This window comes from Sphingomonas benefaciens (assembly GCF_052907485.1).
This window is the reverse complement of sequence record NZ_JBREIC010000007.1, coordinates 21,428-40,517: the sequence shown is the minus strand read 5'-3', so window position 1 is coordinate 40,517 and position 19,090 is coordinate 21,428. Positions and strand designations below refer to the sequence as shown.

At 62.1% G+C, this 19,090-nt stretch carries 18 protein-coding genes; 6 read left to right on the top strand and 12 right to left on the bottom strand.

Features of this window, described 5'->3' with window-relative positions:
• The first annotated feature begins 78 nt into the window (after window positions 1–78).
• Window positions 79–573, top strand: a complete 495-nt coding sequence (locus tag ACU5AX_RS18325; protein WP_446692002.1) for a homogentisate 1,2-dioxygenase — start codon at window positions 79–81, stop codon at window positions 571–573.
• Window positions 570–1,532, top strand: coding sequence for a cytochrome-c peroxidase (locus ACU5AX_RS18320; protein ID WP_446692001.1), 963 nt, complete (start codon window positions 570–572; stop codon window positions 1,530–1,532). The genes ACU5AX_RS18325 and ACU5AX_RS18320 overlap by 4 nt, the downstream gene beginning before the upstream one ends.
• A 27-nt stretch (window positions 1,533–1,559) precedes the next feature.
• Here the strand turns inward: ACU5AX_RS18320 and ACU5AX_RS18315 are convergent, their stop codons facing one another.
• The 3 genes from ACU5AX_RS18315 to ACU5AX_RS18305 all read right to left on the bottom strand — a co-directional run bounded on the left by ACU5AX_RS18315 (window position 1,560) and on the right by ACU5AX_RS18305 (window position 4,658).
• On the bottom strand, window positions 1,560–3,977 hold the full coding sequence (locus tag ACU5AX_RS18315; RefSeq protein WP_446692000.1) for a TonB-dependent receptor: 2,418 nt from the start codon (window positions 3,975–3,977) through the stop codon (window positions 1,560–1,562).
• Between the two features lie 101 nt (window positions 3,978–4,078).
• On the bottom strand, window positions 4,079–4,450 hold the full coding sequence (locus tag ACU5AX_RS18310; protein WP_446691999.1) for a winged helix-turn-helix domain-containing protein: 372 nt from the start codon (window positions 4,448–4,450) through the stop codon (window positions 4,079–4,081).
• Window position 4,451: 1 nt separating this feature from the next.
• Window positions 4,452–4,658 (bottom strand): TOBE domain-containing protein, encoded by a 207-nt coding sequence (locus ACU5AX_RS18305; RefSeq protein ID WP_446691998.1) that lies wholly within the window; start codon window positions 4,656–4,658, stop codon window positions 4,452–4,454.
• Window positions 4,659–4,864: 206 nt separating this feature from the next.
• On the opposite strand from ACU5AX_RS18305, the gene ACU5AX_RS18300 reads away from it, so the two are divergent.
• The gene (locus tag ACU5AX_RS18300; RefSeq protein WP_446691997.1) at window positions 4,865–5,968 is read left to right on the top strand and encodes an NAD(P)-dependent alcohol dehydrogenase; all 1,104 of its coding nucleotides are present in this window, start codon (window positions 4,865–4,867) and stop codon (window positions 5,966–5,968) included.
• A gap of 92 nt (window positions 5,969–6,060) precedes the next feature.
• On the opposite strand, the gene ACU5AX_RS18295 is transcribed toward ACU5AX_RS18300, so the two are convergent.
• The 6 genes from ACU5AX_RS18295 to modA form a co-directional block, all read right to left on the bottom strand.
• A complete protein-coding gene (locus ACU5AX_RS18295; RefSeq protein ID WP_446692104.1) occupies window positions 6,061–6,954 on the bottom strand; it encodes an SDR family oxidoreductase in 894 nt (297 codons plus the stop codon).
• Window positions 6,955–6,982: 28 nt separating this feature from the next.
• Window positions 6,983–8,803, bottom strand: a complete 1,821-nt coding sequence (locus tag ACU5AX_RS18290) for a glycoside hydrolase family 15 protein (RefSeq protein WP_446691996.1) — start codon at window positions 8,801–8,803, stop codon at window positions 6,983–6,985.
• Window positions 8,804–8,808: 5 nt separating this feature from the next.
• Complete coding sequence (locus ACU5AX_RS18285) at window positions 8,809–9,810, bottom strand: SDR family oxidoreductase (RefSeq protein ID WP_446691995.1); 1,002 nt, start codon at window positions 9,808–9,810, stop codon at window positions 8,809–8,811.
• A gap of 731 nt (window positions 9,811–10,541) precedes the next feature.
• Window positions 10,542–11,255 carry an ABC transporter ATP-binding protein gene (locus ACU5AX_RS18280; protein WP_446691994.1) on the bottom strand — a complete coding sequence of 238 codons (714 nt, stop codon included), beginning with the start codon at window positions 11,253–11,255 and terminating at the stop codon, window positions 10,542–10,544.
• Entirely contained in the window at window positions 11,248–11,913 is a 666-nt protein-coding gene (gene modB / locus ACU5AX_RS18275; RefSeq protein ID WP_446691993.1) for a molybdate ABC transporter permease subunit, read from the bottom strand. Before modB ends, ACU5AX_RS18280 begins: the two co-directional genes overlap by 8 nt.
• A 9-nt stretch (window positions 11,914–11,922) precedes the next feature.
• Window positions 11,923–12,711 (bottom strand): molybdate ABC transporter substrate-binding protein, encoded by a 789-nt coding sequence (gene modA, locus ACU5AX_RS18270; RefSeq protein ID WP_446691992.1) that lies wholly within the window; start codon window positions 12,709–12,711, stop codon window positions 11,923–11,925.
• A 435-nt stretch (window positions 12,712–13,146) separates the two neighbouring features.
• Between modA and ACU5AX_RS18265 the strand changes: the two genes are divergently transcribed.
• The 3 genes from ACU5AX_RS18265 to ACU5AX_RS18255 are packed head-to-tail and all read left to right on the top strand — an operon-like array spanning window position 13,147 to window position 14,641.
• Window positions 13,147–13,326: a hypothetical protein gene (locus ACU5AX_RS18265; protein ID WP_043061464.1), complete on the top strand. Its 180-nt coding sequence runs from the start codon at window positions 13,147–13,149 to the stop codon at window positions 13,324–13,326.
• Window positions 13,327–13,338: 12 nt separating this feature from the next.
• Complete coding sequence (locus ACU5AX_RS18260; protein WP_446691991.1) at window positions 13,339–14,148, top strand: hypothetical protein; 810 nt, start codon at window positions 13,339–13,341, stop codon at window positions 14,146–14,148.
• Window positions 14,141–14,641, top strand: a complete 501-nt coding sequence (locus ACU5AX_RS18255) for a hypothetical protein (RefSeq protein ID WP_446691990.1) — start codon at window positions 14,141–14,143, stop codon at window positions 14,639–14,641. The genes ACU5AX_RS18260 and ACU5AX_RS18255 overlap by 8 nt, the downstream gene beginning before the upstream one ends.
• 49 nt (window positions 14,642–14,690) lie before the next feature.
• Here the strand turns inward: ACU5AX_RS18255 and ACU5AX_RS18250 are convergent, their stop codons facing one another.
• The 3 genes from ACU5AX_RS18250 to ACU5AX_RS18240 all read right to left on the bottom strand — a co-directional run bounded on the left by ACU5AX_RS18250 (window position 14,691) and on the right by ACU5AX_RS18240 (window position 19,073).
• Entirely contained in the window at window positions 14,691–16,706 is a 2,016-nt protein-coding gene (locus ACU5AX_RS18250) for a hypothetical protein (protein WP_446691989.1), read from the bottom strand.
• A gap of 70 nt (window positions 16,707–16,776) precedes the next feature.
• Window positions 16,777–17,823 (bottom strand): site-specific integrase, encoded by a 1,047-nt coding sequence (locus ACU5AX_RS18245; RefSeq protein WP_082898426.1) that lies wholly within the window; start codon window positions 17,821–17,823, stop codon window positions 16,777–16,779.
• Window positions 17,820–19,073, bottom strand: a complete 1,254-nt coding sequence (locus ACU5AX_RS18240; protein WP_446691988.1) for a hypothetical protein — start codon at window positions 19,071–19,073, stop codon at window positions 17,820–17,822. The genes ACU5AX_RS18245 and ACU5AX_RS18240 overlap by 4 nt, the downstream gene beginning before the upstream one ends.
• Between the last annotated feature and the right edge of the window lie 17 nt (window positions 19,074–19,090).

The following is a 19,090-nucleotide window of genomic DNA, read 5'->3' as shown; positions in this document are numbered from 1 at the left end:
TTGTGACCGAGGCGGCTGTATCGTCCTTCGAACGTATATATACGTTCAGATATACACCTGTTGAAGGAGTTACCACCGATGTTCAATGCCCTGCTCGTTGCCGTGCTGTTGCAGGCGTCCGCTCCTGCACACGATGCCTGTCCTTCCGTCGTCGCGCCGCCAGCAGAGTTATCGGGCTGGGCCTCACCGCGTCCGCTTGGTGCGGGCCGTACGGCCGCGCGGGCGACGATACTGACGCCGGGCGTGGCGATTACGGCACGCCTTCCGTCCACGCGGGACGTGCGTTACGCCGTGCGGCCAGAAAAACCGGGCGGATCGGTGAGCTATGGGGGCGTATTCGCCTTCACCGTCGAAACCCCCGGTCGCTATCGGATCGCGTTGGGATCGGGGGCATGGATCGACGTGCTGGCGAACGGCAAACCCGCGACCTCGGTCGCGCATGGTCATGGTCCTGCCTGCACCGGCATCCGCAAGATGGTCGACTTCGATCTGGCCGCGGGGCGCTACGTTCTTCAGGTCGCAGGTAACGGCACCGCCGATCTGCCGCTGATGGTGACGAAGCTGCCGGCGTGATCGGACGGGCGGCGCTGGCGCTCTCGGCGCTGATCCTGACGGCTTCGATTGCCGCCCCGTGGCGATGGTCGCAGCCGGCGGGTGTCGCCGCACCGACGGTCCCCGCCGATAATCCTATGTCGGCCGCCAAAGTCGCGCTTGGCCGCCAGCTGTTCTATGACGCTGACCTGTCTATCGACGGCACCATGTCGTGCGCGAGTTGCCATGAGCAGAAGCACGCCTTTGCGGATGGCAACCCGACCAGACCGGGTGTGCACGGCGATGCCGGTCGCCGAAACGTGCCAGGTCTCGCCAATGTCGCATGGCTGCCCGTCCTGACTGCGGCCGATCCGCGCGTCACGACGCTGGAGGCGCAGGCGATGATTCCGATTTCCGGCCTCACGCCGGTTGAGATGGGGATGCACGGCAGCGAGCAGGAAATTCCCCGCCGCTTGTCGCGTGATACCTGTTACCGGCGCCAGTTTCGCGCGGCCTTCCCGGATCGCCGGGGCCGCATCGACATGACCAGCGTCGCGATGGCGTTGGCGAGCTTCGAGCGGAGCCTGATGTCGTTCGACACGCCCGCCGATCGCGGCACGCTGTCACCTGAAGCCAGGGCGGGCAAAGCGGTGTTCAGCCGCGCCTGTGCCTCCTGCCATTCTGGTATCAATTTCACCGATGGGCATTTCCATGTGATCCTGCCGGTCAACATGACGGATCGCGGTCTCGCAGAGGCGACGGGAAGAGCGGAGGACGAAGGACGCTTTCGCACACCGCCGCTACGCAACGTCGCCGTGACTGGTCCGTGGTTCCACGACGGGTCTGCGCGTACGCTCCGTGATGCCATTGTCCGCCATCCTATCGCGCTGGATGCTGCCGACACGAACCGGTTGCTCGCCTATCTGAATGCGTTGACCGATCGCGGCTTCATCGAAAATCCCGCCTTCGCCTATCCCGACGATCCCTGCGGCAGGCAATGACGGCGCTGCTGCAGGGATCGGGGTCGATCACAGGCGGAAGCGGATCGTCCCGCCGATGGTGCGCGGGTCGCTCGGCGTGCCGACGATCAGGCCGGAGTTGCCCGCCTGGATCGTGAGGTTCTGGATATAGTCGGCATCGAGCAGGTTGCGTGCCCAGACGATCAGTTCCAGCCCGTCGGCGAAGCGATAGCCGATGTTGGCATTGGTCAGGTTGTAGCCGCGGATATAGGTGAAGCGCGACAGGCTGGGGTCTCCGTTGAAGCCGCTGCGCGACGCGGTGTCGACATGGACGAAGACCTGCCCGTCACCCACCGGTCGCTGATAATCCAGGCCTGCGGTCAGCGCGAAGCGCGGCAACGAAGCAAGGCGCCGCCCCGTCAGGCTGCACCGCGTCGTCGCTGCTGTCTGTACCTCGAGCGGGCACGGACCGGCGGGATAGTTGGTGTATTCGCCATCGGAATAGGCGAAGTTCGTCCGCATACTCAGCCCCGGCAGGATGAGCGCGGTCACGTCCGCCTCGATCCCCTTCACCGTCACTTCCGGGATGTTGGACAGGTAGCCGCGCAGCTGCACCGACTGGGTGAGCGAGTTCTCGACCACCGTCGCCTGGAAGTCGCGGACCTTGGTATAGAAGCCGTCGATGTTGAAGATCAGCCGGTGGTCGAACAGCGTGTTCTTGAGGCCGATCTCATAGGTCTCGTTGCGCTCGGGCCGCACCACGGCAGTCGCCAGCACCGGGCGATTGTTGTTGTCGAGCGGCAGGCCTGACATGTTGATCCCGCCCGATTTAAACCCGCGCGCATAGCTCGCATAGGCCATGGTCGTATCGGTCACCTGCCAGGCGAGATTGCCGCGTCCGGTGAGGCTGCCGTCGCTGTCATGCGCCTCATAGCTTTGCGGACGCAGCACGCCGAGGCGGGCATTGATGAGCGCGGTGTTGGTCGTCGCAGGGCCGCCCGAGACGGTCGTGTTGTAGTAACCGTCCTTGTCCTCCTGCGTGTAGCGCAGCCCGACCGTCGCCGTCAGGCGATCGAAGAAGCGGTAATTGACCTCGCCGAACGCCGCATAGCTGAGGCTGCGGAAGTCGGTGCGGCCGTCCTGCCCGTAGCCGTCGAGCAGGTTGGACGGCACCGGCGTCGTCACCTGGTTCGGCGCGGTGCCGGTGACGACGCTGGTGCCGATCAGGTAGCGAGCGGCGGCCGGGCCATAGATGCTGATCGGCCGACCGGTCAGTCGCTGACGGAAGCCGTAGAGCCCGACGACATAGGACAGCGCTCCGGTGCCGTTCGAAGCCAGCCGGAGCTCCTGGCTGTACTGATCCTGCCGCGAGGGGATGTGCTGCGAGAGCTGGACGGGCAAGCCGGTATAGTCGCGATCGTTCTCCGCATCCCAATTCCAGAAACGCCACGCGGTGACCGAGGTCAGCGTGACCGGCCCCAGGTTCCAGTCGGTGATCGCACTCACGCCGCCCTCGTTGGTGTCGACGCCGAGCGGCCCATCGATGTCGATCTTGCGATCATAGGGGTTGGTGCTGGGCGGCGCATAGCCGAACTGCGCGGCCAGGCCGCTGGGACCGCCGAACTGGCGGTTCGCGGCGCGCAGGCTCGTGCCGGTGCGCAGATAGACCTGGGTGCAGCAATAGGCCTGGAAGTTGGTAAAGTCGGCGATGACCCGCATCTGGATCGTGTCGTCCGGCTTGAAGAGCAGCTGCCCCCGCACCGCCTGCGTGCCGAGCGTGTTGGCCGCCCGGCCGGTGCGGACATTGTCGAGCACCCCGTCGCGGCGGGTCGAGACGCCCGAAATGCGATAGGCAATGGTGTCGGTGATCGGTCCCGATGCCCAGCCCTTGGCCTGCACGAAATTATAGTCGCCATAGGACAGTTCGGCGAAGCCCTCGCGCGTGAAGGTCGGCGCGCGCGTGGTGATGTTGAGCGCGCCCGCGGTCGTGTTCTTGCCGAACAGCGTGCCCTGCGGTCCGCGCAGTTCCTCGACCTGCTCGATATCGGCAAAGTCGAACGCGGCGGTCGCCGGGCGTGCGTGATAGACCTGATCGACGTAGAAGCCGACGCCACCCTCCAGGCCGTCATTGGCCTGGCTTACCGCCACGACGCTGGAGCCAAGGCCGCGGATGGTGAAGGCGGTATTGCGCGGATTGGCCGAGCTGTAGTTCAGCGTCGGGATAAGGGTGGTCAGGCCTTGCGTGTTGACCGTGTAGCTCTGATCGAGAAGCGCGCCGCCCACCACCGACAGTGCGGCAGGCACTCGCTGTGCGTCTTCAGCACGGCGCCGGGCGGTAACGATGACGTCGGGCAGGCCTTCATCGGTGTCCGATGCGTGCTCATTTGCCTGCTCTGTGGTGGGTGGGACGGTTGTTTGAGCCGTCGCCGGTGCGGAGATGGCAGGCACGGCTACGGCACACAGCAGGACCGCGATACGCTTCGACATCGATGGAAACCCCTTTTCGCGGTCTCAGCCGCGGTTCTATGCACGGCCATATATCGTAGCGATATCCGTCCGTATATATCGGGTTTGATGCCGGTACGTTCTTAGTCCGTGGGTAGTGGTGCAGGCCGCAAGAAGCCCTGCAATCGGGCATAAGCTGGCTGATCGGCAACAGCGGATGCCTCACGCTCCATTTCGCGATAGGCTTCCAGTACCGCCTTCCCGGTAGGGCTCACCTTCGACCCGCGGTCGAGGCCGCCGCCCTTGACGGTATCCACCAGCGGAGGATCGAAGCACCGGTTCATCTCATCGACCAGCAGCCAGGCACGGCGATAGCTCATGCCGAGTGCGCGACCAGCGGCGCTGATCGACCCCTCCGACTGGATCGCCTCCAGGAGGTCGGCTTTACCCGGTCCCATCGCCAAGGCGTCGCCGCACGCAATCTGGATTTTTAGCCAGAGGGGTCCAACCTTCATCTTACTTACCGATCATCACATCGCTGGCCTTGATGATGACGGTGACCGCCTCACCTTCCGCAAGCCCAAGCTCAGCAATCGCCTCTTCGGTGATGTTGGCGGTCACGACGTTCCCGCCACCGATATCGACCTTGATCGAACCATTTACCGCGCCTGGGGTGATCGACACGATGGTGCCGGAGATTTGATTGCGCGCGCTGATCTTCATGGAAACTTCCCTGCATTCGAGTTTGCCCATCTGGGCAACCGATCGGTGTGTACCGTAACCAGTGGAAAAGTGCGACTGCGCGACCTTCCGTCAGCCGTTTGTGATACAATGTATCGACGAAAATATAGTGCTCTATCCTAGGATAACCGTGGCCGGCAGGACGTTCAGGGGCGATCACCCTTCAGCCTTACGAAAGGTCATCAATCATGGTCACCGCTACCGGCTATGCCGCCAAGCACAGTTTCTCGCGTTTGAAGCCTATCGTGATCGAGCGCGACCCGCCCAAGGACAATGAGGTGCAGATCGAGGTCCTCTATTGCGGCGTCTGCCATTCCGACATCCACCAGTGCGAGAATGACTGGGGCAACACGGTCTATCCCTGCATGCCGGGCCATGAAGTCGTCGGCCGGGTTTCGGCCAAGGGTGCGAGCGTCACCAAGCATGAGGTCGGCGATCTGGTCGGGGTCGGCTGCATGATCGATAGCTGCCATGAATGCGGCCCGTGCAAGGCGGGTGACGAGCAATATTGTGAGGGGCCGAATAGCTGGCTGGCGACCTATAACGGCCCGATGAAGCCTGCATCGCAGGCGAAGACGGGCACGAACATGTATGGCCGGGACAATACGTTTGGCGGCTACTCGGACGTTCTCGTCGTGCGCGAAGATTTCGTGCTGAAAATTCCGGCGTCGATCCCGGTCGAAGCGGCAGCCCCGATCCTGTGCGCCGGCGTCACCACCTATTCACCGATGAAGCACTGGGGCGTGAAGGCCGGCGACAAGGTCGGCGTCGTCGGCTTTGGCGGTCTGGGTGACATGGCGGTCAAGATCGCGGTTGCGATGGGCGCCGATGTGACGGTCTTCACCACCACCAAGGAGAAGGTCGCCGAGGCGGAGAAACTGGGTGCCAAGGGCGTCGTCGAAGGCGACAAGGAAGCCTCAGAAGCGCTCGAAGGTCAGTTCGATTTCATCCTCTCGACCATCCCCGAAAAGCACAAGGTCGATCCCTTCATTCCGCTGCTCAAGCACGATGCCGCCTATGTGTCGGTGGGTGCCCTCGCCCCCATGCCAGGCTGGAACCACATGAACGTGATCATGGGCCGCAAGACGATCGCAGGTTCGCTGATTGGATCGATCGCAGAGACGCAGGAAGTGCTCGATTTCTGTGCGGAGCATGGCATCGCGCCTGACGTGCAACTGATCCCGATCCAGGAGATCAACGAGGCGTACAAGAAGGTGAAGTCGGGTGACGTCCGCTTCCGCTACGTCATCGATAGCGCCAGCCTCGCGCAGGAAAAGGCCGAAGCAGCCTGATGCAATAACGGCATGGCATCCCCACTGCGGGCGATGCCATGCCATATCAGAAGCCCCCGGCCGGCACATCCGGTCGGGGGCTTTTCGTTACGTCAGGCGACGCCGGCACCACCGGTGACGCCATACACTTCGCCGCTGATGAAGCTGCCCTCCTGGCTTGCCAGCAGTACGTAGACCGGCGCGATCTCGACCGGCTGACCCGGACGGCCATACTGGCTTTCCGAGCCGAACTTCATCACCGCTTCGGGCGGCTGACCGCCGGATGCCTGGAGCGGCGTCCAGAAGGGACCGGGCGCCACGACGTTGGCGCGGATGCCTTTCTCCAGCAGCTGCTTGGCGAGCGCCTTGGTGTAGGCCACGATCCCTGCCTTGGTCGTGGCATAGTCGAGCAGGATCGCCGACGGCTCATAGGCCTGGATCGAGGCGGTAGTGATAACCGACCCGCCTGCCGGCAGATGCGGCACAGCCGCCTGCGCGATCCAGTGCATCGCGTAGAGATTGGTCTTCATGGTCTTGTCGAAATCCTCCGACGTGACCTTCGAGATGTCCTCACGGTTCTGCTGCCGACCCGCATTGATGACCAGAATGTCGAGACCGCCAAGCTTCTCGACCGCCTGCTCCACGAGCGTCTTGCACCACGCCTCGTCGGTGATGTCGCCGGGCAGGTCGACGGCTTTGCGCCCCTCCGCTTCGATGAGTTTGATCACCTCGGCCGCGTCACTCTTCTCGGACTCAAGGTATGACAGAGCGACGTCGGCACCCTCGCGTGCGAATGCGATAGCGGCCGCGCGACCGATGCCGCTGTCCGCGCCGGTGATGACCGCCTTGCGCCCGGCAAGCTTGCCTGAGCCCTTATAGCTCGTCTCGCCGTGGTCGGGCACGGGATCCATTTTCGACGCTTCGCCGGGGACAGGCTGCGGCTGCCGCGGGAAAGGCGGCTGCGGATACTGCGAGCGAGGATCCTGCATAGTCAGACGATCAGTCATGCTTATCTCCATTGGGATAGGATCAGAGTCAGTTGCAGGCCGCTGCCTCGTCGAGGACGGACAGTGCCATGACGTGGGCCAGATGGCTGAGACCTTGGGGAAGGTTGCCGAGAAACGCGCCACTCGCCGGATCGATCATCTCTGAGAGAATGCCGTGCCCGTGGGACAGTGCATCGCTCAAGGCATCGAACCGCTGACGAGCTTCAGGCCGTTGACCAAGTTCGGCACGGGCCTCCACCATCCAGAAGGAGCAGGCAAGAAAGCACCCTTCTTCCTTGTCCATGCCGGTGTAGCGATAGTGGAAAGGCCCGCTGCCTAGCTCACGATCGATCGCATCCATCGTGGCCAGCAGGCGATCATGACCATCAAAACCGAAGCGGACGGCAAGCGCCAAGGAGGCATCGAGCTTGTCGGTACCCGGGTACATGACGAAGGCCTGCTTCTTCTCCGACCAGCATTCAGCCTCGATCCAATCCTTGATGCGATCGCGTTCGCGCGACCAGCGTTCCCGGCACGTGGTCGGCAACTGACCCTGGTCTGCCAGCTCGACCGCGCGAGCCAAAGCCTGCCAGCAGCTGACCTTGGACATGGTGTAATGCTGAGCCTCTTCCAGCTCCCACATGCCGGCGTCTGGCAGGCGCCAGCGGTCGGCGCACTCATCGGCGAGATGCGACAGCAGCTCCGCGCTCGCGGGGTCGAGGATGTTGCCGCAGCCGACGAAGCAGGCGGCCGTCTCGAAGATATCCCCGTAAACGCCGTGTTGGCGCTGGTCAGTCGCCTGATTGCCGGTACGAACCGGGGTCGATCCAAGATACCCCGGCATCGCCCATTCGGACACGCCGGGTACAACCTTGCCATCAAGGGTGTAGACGACGCGCGTGCCAACGCTTCGAAGCTGATCGAGTAGCCAGCTGAACGCAGCCTTCGCCTCGGCTTCAAGCCCTGCCGTCAGGAATGCCTTGATCGTGTAGCCGGCATCCCTGATCCAGGCGTATCGATAGTCGTAATTCTTGGCTCCGCCGATGCCTTCCGGGATCGATGTCGTCGCTGCCGCAGCGATGGCGCCTGACGGCGAATAGAGCAGGAGCTTCAGCGCCAACGCACTGCGCAGGAACGCGTCGCGGTCCTCGCCCGTGTAGGAGACGTGTTCGCTCCAGTCCCGCCATTCCTGGTCTGATATGTCGATGCGTGCGTCGATCTGCTCGATCGTTGGTGCCACCAGAGGTTCATCGCGACCAGCCACGACTGCAACGGTCTGACGCTCGCCTGCAGCTACCGTTACCTCCCCCGTGATGCCTTCATCGGCCCAGTCACAATGTACCGTGTCGCTGTGGACAAAGAGACCGAGAACGCGCTCGACATGGAAGACGGTGTGGTCGCCGATCTTCGAATGGTACGGATTGACCGTGTCACCCCGCCGACCGGGCTTCATCGTCAGATTGAAGCGAACGGTGCCATCCAACCCATCAACCCGCCGCGCCAGCTCAGCCCAAGGCAAGCGCCCCGCTGTGCCGCTATTGAGAGATTCGGTCAGTTTGGCTCGCCCGCTTGGCGTCGTGAAGATCGTCTCGAGTACGTTGCTGGCGGGACGATAACAGCGCTCGACCGTGAACGGGCGATCAGGCTGGAGCGTGAAGCACCCACCATTCTCACCATCGAGCAGACGATCGAACAGGGGTGGCGAGTCCATGTTGGGCACGCACCACCAGTCAATCGATCCGTCGGCACCGGACAAGGCGACGGATCGGCCATCGCCAAGCGCACCATATTGCTCGAGCGGCAGGTAGCCGTCCTTGCGGACACCAAGTTCGGACCGCTCATGGTGCTGCGGCAGCAGCCGCTTCAGCATCCCGGTCAACGGAGGAGACGCGGCAGCGCGCGTGACGCGCCGATGCCCATCAAAGCGCCCGCACCCAGCAGACCGCCGGCCACGCCTACCTTCAGCATATCACGCTGCCGGCTCGTGAAGAACTCGCGGCGGCTTCCCTTCACTCGGTCTGTGCCGTCACCGTCAATTCGCGCAGGCCCTGGAACCGCTCCGTCGAGATTGCCGGCGCGATCGGGCATCGGATCACCTTGTTGCTTGTCAAGCATCCCGGCAGCCTCGCGATCGGAGAAGCCCGGTGCCACGGACTGTCCCAGCGCCATCATCAGCGTTGAGCGTCCGACCCAGAACTCACGCTGCGGATCGTGCGCTGCGGTCCAAATCGCCTCAGCGCACAGGCGCGGATCGAAGATTGGATCAGGAATGATCTGCTCACGGCCAGTGTGAGTGCGTGCCCAGCTCGTCTGCGGCGTATTAACGCCCGGCAGATACACGACGCTGAGCGTGATCTTTGATTTGTCCGAGATCAGCTCGGAACGCAGCGAATCCGTAAACCCACCCACCGCAGCCTTCGCGCCGCAATATGCGGCCTGCAAGGGAGCGGCCCGGATCGCGAGGCCTGACGACACCTGGATGATTGCTCCCTGATCCCGCGTACGCATGTGACGAAGCGCGGCGAGCGTTCCATAGACCTGCGACAGATAGGTCGTGACGGTGACGCGGGCATATTCTTCCGGCGTGATGTCGTGCGCGCGAGCGACCACCGTCGACATGGCGTTGTTGACCCAGGCGTCGATCGCGCCAAATTCCGCGACCACCTGATCAGCGGCATCGTCGATGGCGTTCGCATCGGCAACGTCGGCCGAGATCGCCAGGACCTTACCGCCATGCTGCTCGAGCATCGTTTTGGCTTCGTCGAGGCGTGCTGGATCCCTCGCGATGATCGCGACCTGCCATCCGCTGCGTGCAAAGCGATCTGCAGTCGCGAGGCCGATACCGGCACTCGCGCCCGTTACTACGACGGTCTTCATAAAGATGGTCTCGTTTCCGAATAAGAGGCTTGGCTGATCGCTGAACGCCCAAGTGGCGAAGTGGTCGCGGCTCTACGCTTCACCCATCCTTTAGATGCTCGGACACTCCGATCGTCGATTGGTGACCAGCGGCAATTGCCCGGCTCGAAGCCGCGCGAGGGGTCGATACGCACCAGGCCGGTGCCCGCAGGACGCTGGCCCATGTCATGCAGAAACCGCTCGAAAGAACTGACCCATGCCGAACATGGTGTAAGGCCCAGCGCGCCTATCGAGACCCAAGCTGATGACGCCGGATTTCGGGCACCATCGTTCAGCAACTGCCAGCTTCGGTAGGTCGGGCCGTGATATTTGCGGGCACGATGACCGTGAACGGTCAGGCGTTCAGCACAGATCTCGCGATGAAGGCAGCCGCAGCTCGCGGTGCTACCGGCGCGAACGTTGCAGCCATCCGCGACCACCGTGCCGCCACAGTCGCAATCGAAATGCCAATGTGCGCGCCCGCCTGGCGAGGTGTGCGAGTAGGCAATGCCGACAAGTCGCCCATACCGCCGGCCTTCCATGTCGATCCGCAACTTCCTCGGCACCTGACGCTCCACATACCGTTATATCCGGCCATATATAATGCATGGATCTACGGTTTGTTCTTTGGACGTCGCGAAAGTTCGAAGGAGGGCACGAGCCCCTGCGCAAGCGCATCGCCTGACGCTAAGTGCGGAGTTGATTGCCTGGAATCACACGTCGATCAGCCAAGCTGACAATCGGTCATCACCCTCGGCCGCTGTTCGGCTTGCCTCCACGTCGGCGGTAACCTTTCCGGCTTCGATCAGGCATAAGCGATCCGCGCTCGCCAAAGCGTCCTCGACGTCGTGCGTGATGAAGATGATCGGCAGCGGTGTTTCCGACCGGATTTCTCTCAGAAGCTGGTGAAGGGATCGGCGCGTCGGCCGATCGACCGCCGAGAAGGGTTCATCAAGCAACAGGATTTTAGGGCTTCTGGCGAGTGCGCGCGCGAGCGCGACCCGCTGCTGCTGCCCGCCCGATAGTTTAGCGGGCAAGCGATGGCCGAGCCCTTCCAAGTGGACACGCTTCAGGAGGGCGTCTGCGCAGTGCCGTCGCTCACCACGCGGCCGATCAAGCATCGCTTCCATGATATTCTGTGCAGCGGTGAGATGCGGGAACAACGCATAGGATTGAAACACCATGCCAGCATGCCGCTGGGCGGCAGCAAGATCGATCCCGGCCGCGGTATCGAGCCAGGTCTCGCCGTCTGCCCGGATTGTACCTTCTGGAACGCGGTGCAGCCCCGCGATCGTCCGTAGGATCGTGGACTTGCCTGCGCCCGATGGACCGATCAGCGCCAGTGTCTCATGCACATGGACGGAGAACGCCACGTCGATCGCGATCGGCGTGGTGGCTCTTATGCAGACATCCAGGCCGTCAGCCATGCCGTCGCTTACTCCCCGTCAGGATGAAACTGATTGTTACTGCTATGAGCGATATCCCCATCAACACCGCCGCCATGCTAGCAGCGGCCGCATTGTCGAACGCTTGCACCCGGTCGTAGATGGACAGCGCCAGCGTCCGTGTCTCGCCAGGCAGCGAGCCGCCTACCATCAGCACGACGCCGAACTCACCCAGCGTGTGGGCAAACGCCAGCACCGCTCCGGTGACGACACCAGGCCATGCCAGTGGCAGCTCGATGCGCCGGAAGGTCTGCCAACCCGAATGACCGCACGTCGCCGAGGCATCACGCAGCTCTTGGCTGATTGCCTCGAAAGCGCGCTGCGCGGGTTGGATCGCGAAGGGTAGATTGACGATCACCGATGCAACCAGGACGCCTTGGAAGCTGAATACCAACGCACCCCCGAACAGCGCCTGCCAGACACGGCCAATCGGGGAGTCAGGCCCCATGCCGACAAGAAGATAGAAGCCGATGACGGTTGGAGGCAGAACGAGGGGTAGCGTCAACGCCGCTTCGATAAGCGCACGCCCCCGTAATCGCGTGGTCGCGAGCCAACGCCCGGCGACGATCGCCACGGGCAAGAGTACAGCGATCGTCAGAAAACCGAGCCATAACGATAGGCGGAGCGCCTGCCAGTCCATCCGCCGCGATCAACGCTCGCCGGGAAGCGCGAAACCGTACCGCACCAGGATGCGGCGTGCAGCGGGTTGCTGGATATAGCTATAGAAGCGCTGTGCCGTCGGACTGGCACCCTTGATCAGCACCATGCGTTGGCGGAGCGGCTTGTGCCACGTGGCGGGCAGCAGCTTGTAGCTAGCGCGAGCCGCGAACGTGGGGTCCAGAACCAGGGCATACGAAACGATGCCGCCCTGAGCACCGCCAGCGATCGCAAATTGCAGCGCTTGGGATACGTTCTCGCCCAACACCAGTTTGCTGGCGAGCGGCTGCCACAGCTTTACGTGCTGCAGCGCCTCTCGCGCGCGTGCGCCATAGGGGGCGTGCTCCGGGTTGGCGATGGCGAACCGGGTAATCTGCCCACGCGCGAGTGCGCTGCGCAGGCCGGCAAGGTTGCTGTCGAGCGTCAGCGGCGACCCCTTTGGCGCAACCACCGCAAGACGCCCAATTGCATAGAGCGTACCCGCATTTACGGCCTTGCCGGCACGGGCAAGATTGGTCGCGTACTGCTCATCGGCCGAGAGGAAGAGCTGGAACGGCGCACCCTGCTGTATCTGCTGGAAGAACGTGCCCGATGACCCGAACGTCAGCTTCACCTCTTGTCCGGTATCCCGCCTGAACGCTGCTGCGACATCGGTCAGCGCCACGCGCAGGTCCGCCGCGGCCGCGATATTCGGTACGTCTTGTGCCGCTGCCGGTGCTGAGACGCCCAGCGTCAGCCCGACTAAAAGAAGGCGGCGGGAAATCTGAGAAAACGGCTTCATGGTCGCCTCTATCGTTATATTCTTCGGTATACATCGCCACGCCTGAGACGACCTGTCAAATGCAACATGCGTCGAGTGTTCGTGCCGTACGATCCCTTCACGTTCGCCCGCCGCCTAGAGGCGCTTAATACAACGCGACCGTTTCCCAATTGGGAGGTCGCGTGGGACGGCTGAGGGCGGGAAAGCGGGCTGGATGGCAACAAGGGCGCCGTTTTTCCAAAATGTGTTCCCGATTGGCCTTTTCCAAAGCTGCCCGGTGCAGATGGACAAACGGGACAACCTATGGCCGTCTGATCGACCTCCTGCTGGCGGTCGACGCTGCTGGCAGACAATTTGAGCAGGATGCTATGGGCCGGTGGCAGATAGCGTGAGCAGGAAATCGCGCTGTTGGGCCTACCCATAGACGCGGAGCGATCGCGTCCCTATGTTGTCTGCATGGCCACTGTTCTGACACCTCGCGAACAGCAAGAGACTGCCTCGATCGCGTGGCAGCTTGGCGGTTACGATGACATGTTACGCCTCGAGCGGGAGCTCAAGGCTATGAAGGCTGCGGGCAAGCGCCCTAAGATGGTCATTGACCAGGCGACTGGTAAGCGGAAATTGGTCGAGGCCTGAGCCTTGTTCTCATTGACGCTGGCCGTTGTCACAGGCGTTGCAATCCTCCTTCCTGGCTTCTTCGCAATCCTGCTCTGGAATACGCGCGCGCGCCGGTACGCCGTTGCGCGCCCGGATCTGCCGGTTAACGCTTTGAGCGTGCTGGCGATCGGGGTCGCCGTTTCCCTGATCGCGCACTTGCTGACCGGGCTTGCTATCGGGCTGGTGCAAACGCTTCTGATCGACGTCAGCCGCTTTTTGCCCGCAGATTACCGGACTCCCGCGGTCAATCCGATCGGCACGTTGCTGATCGTCGCGCAGGGTGGGCCAAAGGCAGCCGCGTTGAGCGCTAGTGATCTGGTGTGGGGCATTTGCGCACCGATTTTCTCGACGCTGGCAGTCGTCATGCTGATGGCCGACGATGCACTCGATGTCGCTACGGAAGGGTGGGACTTTGGCGGGCACGGCTGGGCCTACACGCATATCATCAAGCCTACGCAGCACGGCCATCGCCCGATCGCCTATGTGCTGACCGATCTCCAGCATGACGGACTTGGGGTCGGCTATCGCGGCGTGGTCGCCGACATCCGCCAGAGCAGCGATGGCCAAACGCAGAGCATCAGCCTGGCCTCCCCTGCCCGCTTTCTTTTCGAACTCAAGCCCGGCACGTCGCGACGTTGGACGCCGTCAAGCGAGCCTGCGCTGGTTCGCTACGCGGAACGTCCGGTCGGAGACGTGATCAGCCTCGACCAGAAGGTCATCCACGATATCGTGGTGTCGACGCCGGCCACCGATCTGTTGCGTGAGCTGCGCGACCTCGACACGCAGCGCCAGCATGGGTGATTTCTTGACCTTCATTGCTCCCAAGGCGCTGCTGTGGATCGGTTTCGTCGTCAGCATGGTGTTGACCGGCCTGTTGGTCGCGCTCGCGGCATGGGCAGTCGCAGGTCCGTGGTGGCCGACTACGCTGGTTCAGAACGGCTTTCGCCGTCATCGTTCCTGTTGGGCGCTGATTCAGGCATTCGCCATTGCCACGCTTCCCATCCTGCTGCTTGGCGAACACGGCGTCGGCGTGGGAGCCTTGATCTTCCTGGTTTTCGCTCCACGATACGTTAACTGGCGGGTTCGCTGGGGCGCCTGGCACGATGACAACGAGGCGACCCGCACCACCGCCCGCACGATCCGCAATCGCCTGCGGGACCGACAGGAAGAAGCTGCGGTGCCACCAGGTGCCGGCCCATGGCCGGAATATGTAAACGACGTGGTTCGCGCGACTAGGGACCAGCTTTATACTCCACCAGAGACGGTAGTGCCACCTGATGCCCTCCCTAGCTGACATAGGAATCGCCGCTATGTCATCCGCGCAAATTCGTGATTCCTAGTAACTAGTTCAGCCCGAGCTTGGCAAAGAAGGCCTCGTTTCTCAGCCGGGCATCATGAAGCAGCTTGTTGTAAGGCAGAACCTCAACGACGGCATTGTGGATAGGCGAAAAACCAAAGTACCCCTCGCCATCCGCACTTTTATTCTGAGCAATTGACATTGATACAACCTCGACCAGCTTTGGCGTAAAATCAGCGACGACGAAGCAGATAAATCTGGTGCTGGGAGGAATAGGTTTGCGGAACCTCCCGGTGCGATCCTTGAACGCTCCGCCGTTCCGCATGATGTTTACATATTCAAGCACCTGCGTGACCGGGTTGTCGCTATGACTGTAGTTGGGTCGGCCGGGTCGCTTGAATTCGACAATGATGATCGGTTCGTCAGTGCCTTCACGGTCGAACGCCAGCGATCGATCGAAAACAACGGCGACGTCCGGTTCGCGGGTACTGTCGCTGTCGGTGAGAAACGTCGTGAAGGGCTTGTCGGACTTCAAATAGGAATAGAAGGCTAGTCGATCATCCAGAATCCATAGGTTATGGTCTTCATAGTCGAGCGCTTCGCCATCCGAGCGGATCGGGATGATGAGGTCATGGACGATCTCCTCACGTAAGTAGTCTCGCTTCTCCGGATCGACGTACGCCAGCGAACTGTCGAGGAGATCGAGGATCTCCTTCCGCTTAACGACATATTCGGCGAGCGACGCTTTCTTGTCCGAGTTGATCGCACTGGCGACCTTCTGCACCCGGTCAACGACCTCACTGGCATTGCCGGCCGATAGCGCCTTTATCTCGCGCTTCGTCTCGCGTTGCTTGCGTCGACGCTGGCGCGCCAGCTCGATATAAATATCCTCCTCCGACTTTGCGTTGAGCGATAGATGCTCCTCGACGAAAGCCGGGATATTGCTGGCGACGGCCAGAAACTGCGGGTTCTCACGTACGACGCGCAAGGTAATACCGGCCTGTTTGGTGCGAACCTGTTCGATATAGGGCGCTAGGTGTCGCTTGGCAGCGTCGACCGCCGCCTGATGCAGGCTGCGATAGTCATCTTCGCGGAACGTGAAGTTGGTGCGCTCCTGATTGACGTGGCCGTTCAGGTAGTCGCCAGACACCAGGCCGATATAGACGGAGTCGCTATTTTCTCCGATGTAACCAAGCCCAAGCTGATTATCGATTTTCTCGTCGCGGACAACACGGCCATCGCCCACATACAGGTTCCAGTGCTTGCCCCCGTCGTGCAGGCGCAATCCCTTGTTGAGCAGGATGTGGTACATATCAACGTCGATCGGTTCTTCCCCGGACTCGAGGACGACCTTCAGTGTTTCGTGTGTGTCGGATTCCACGTTGCTACTGTAGAAATCGAGAAGGCTGATCCGTTCGGCGCGATCGATGAGCGAGAATGACGGCACTTCGTAGCTGGCGAAATTGCGTAAGAAGTGGCCGATGATGTGCGCGGCTATCGTCTCGGCTTTGCGCGGACAGTGCGCACTGTACGACTGCACGTAGGGCTCGAGCCGCACTTTCGTCCCGATCGTCGGGCTTGCGCCCGCAGGGCGCAACGCATGGTCGATCAGCGGACTGGCATCATTCTGGGCGACAGCGAAGTCGAACGACCGGTGCAGCGTTGAGCCGCCTTCGGTGAAGCTGCTGTTGACGTGCGTGTTCTGAAACACCTTCAGCCAGGAAAGGCGACCGACCCCCTTACCGCCGCGGCTGATCTTGCTGGCGGTATCTGCGGTGCGGAACGCGCGCCAATTGTCGGTGTTCAACCCGATCCCGTTATCTTCAATCAGGAAGCCGGCGACCGGTGGGTTCTCATCATCCGAGCTACTGCGCAGGATCGTCACCGTGATGACGCCCTTCGCCGTCGCCTCGCGATCCCAGCGCGCTTCGATGGCATGGAACGCGTTGGCGATCGCCTCGAACAGCGGGAACAGCGCGTTTAAGGGCGAGGGCGCGAAACCAAGGTTGCGCACGCGGCCTGCCAGGCTGAACTGGAAGTCATCGGATGTGTCGGTTTTCACAGCGTCCCCTCGCCCTCATGCCTATGCGACATCCTCGCCAACGCCAACCCATCCCTTCCGCGCCTGCTCATTACGCAAAGCCTTCGCCGGCGTGATTGCGGAACGCCTCCTGATCGCGAACATACTCGCTGAGCATCTCGAGCGACTTGTGACGGCTATGCTCCTTCATCTTGAACAAATTGGCACCATGCCGGCCCGCCTCGGTCAGGAAGCCAGCGCGTAGCGAATGGCCTGAAAACAGTGCCGGATCATAGCCGGCTGCGGCTGCGCGCGTCTTGACCACCAGCGCCACGGTTTGCGGGCTGAGTGGCTTGTCGGTAAGGCGGCCGTGCGGGGTGAGGCGGCGGAAGACAGCCCCGTCGGTGATACCTGCGGCCTCCAGCCAAGCGCGATAGTGACGCACCGGCTCCATGCGACGGCCGTCGAGAATAGCGACGGTCTGCCCCCTGCCCTCCTGATCGCCTTTCGAAAACGGGATCGTCACCAGCAGCCCGCGTGGATCGTCGGCCACATCGGCGACGTCGATCGCGACCAGCTCAGAGCGACGGAACGCCCCCATCATGCCGATGCTGAGCAGTGCGCGATCGCGGTAGTCGATGAGGGTGGAGCCGGTGATATGGCGCACCATGTCGCGCAGCACGTCGCTGTCGGCCGGCCGCTTCTTCGCCGGGCGATCACTGCGTTTGGCGTTGCGGATACCCCGCATCACGCGATCGAGCGCGGCAGCGCCGGCTTGTACGGTTGGCGGTTCGAGCTCAGCCGCGCGGTGGGCAAAGACGATCGCGGCCAGCCGGCGGCCGATGGACGACTTGGATAGCGGTCGACCATTCGAATGGACGCTACCGTCTCTGGCGAGCTCACTTAGGAACGCTGCTGTGACAATGGGTGAAGCCGGGAGGGAAGCGTAGCCGCGTGTGTCACACCAGGTCGTGAACAACCGCCAGTCGGACCGATAGGCGCGCAGAGTGGCATCCGCCGATGCGCGCGCCAAGAAATGGTCGACCCGGGCGCGGTCGCTCTGGCTAAGATCCGGTGACGCCAGATCCGGCACCGGCAACGATGGCTCGATCGAGACGAGCGCCCGGCGATCTGATGCACCTTCTTCGTCGCTGATCATACCGGACCATCACGATCTGGGTCGTAGACCGTCTTACCGTCGTACCAGACGAGCCCCTCATCCTCCCTAGCCCAATGACCAAGCGCGCGATCGTGAGCGGATCGCGCGGGAAAGACACCAACTTTGGTTTGGAAGATCGACACCGATTCCCAGCCCTGAAGGTGCTCCGCTGCCATGACCATCGCGGCGTACTCTTTGGCCTGGTCATCGCCAGCAAGGCGCTGTTGACGGCTGATGTAAACACCGCCCAACATCTGCAATCCCCTGCCATAAACGAACTCGTATTGATGCTCGGCACTAAGCGTAGCGTCGACCAGTTCTGAGGTTACGTCCACGCTCTCATGCTGGGAGCGCATACAGGTCAGGCAGAGATCTTCGAAAATCACGTTGCCGGGACACCTGGCGTAGCAACAGCTTTCGCGATCAACGATCGTTGTCACCGCGCAGACGACGCACCGTAGCTTCGTCTCGCCAGGGAGCTTGCTCTTAAGCTGCGCCAACTGTGGCCAGTCATCTTGCCAGTCCCGGTTCGCATCGTAATAGCATTTGGGGCAGACATAGGCATGCCGCTTGGCATCGATCCCGAAAAAGCGCTTCTTCTCGGCGGTGGTAAGAAGCGCTTGAGCATCGTTCACCTCGCGCATCACGTTGTTCTGCACGTCATCGATAAAGCCGAAGACCGTGAATTTCCCGTCGGCTTCGAAATCGAGGAGCCGTTGCGGCCAGGGCTTGTCCCCATACAGCGCCTCGACCGCCGTCAGGATCGTGCGGACCACCGCTGCCGCATCGAAATTTGGCCGCGCAGTCGAATGCATGATCCGGTTCCGATCCTGTCGAACCTGCTCCCAGAAGTCTTTGAACGGCTGATCAAGCCGCGGGGTGATGACGCTATTGTGCACCTTCACCAGATCGACGGCGTTGAGCGTGTGGAATTCGCCAAAGGATACGTCGCCGGTATCGACTCCCCTAGGCCAATCGCGCGGATCACGCCCCACCAACAGAAACGGTGAGACGGCCGCGATGCGGCCTTTCAAGGCCAGCTCCATCGACTGTTGAATAAGCCCGAAGGCATTGGCGAGCGCCGGCTGCACCCGATGCCAATATTCCGTTGGCGCACTTTTCTCACCGTCACTGGCTTCCATCGCCTCGTTGAACTCGCGCACGGTTCGCATCGCGATCTCCCACGCCAGATAAAGCTGGTTCAGTCCGGCGGTGTGAAACTCAGCGGGCGTAGGCACGTCGGTGATCATGATATGTTCCTAGCTGG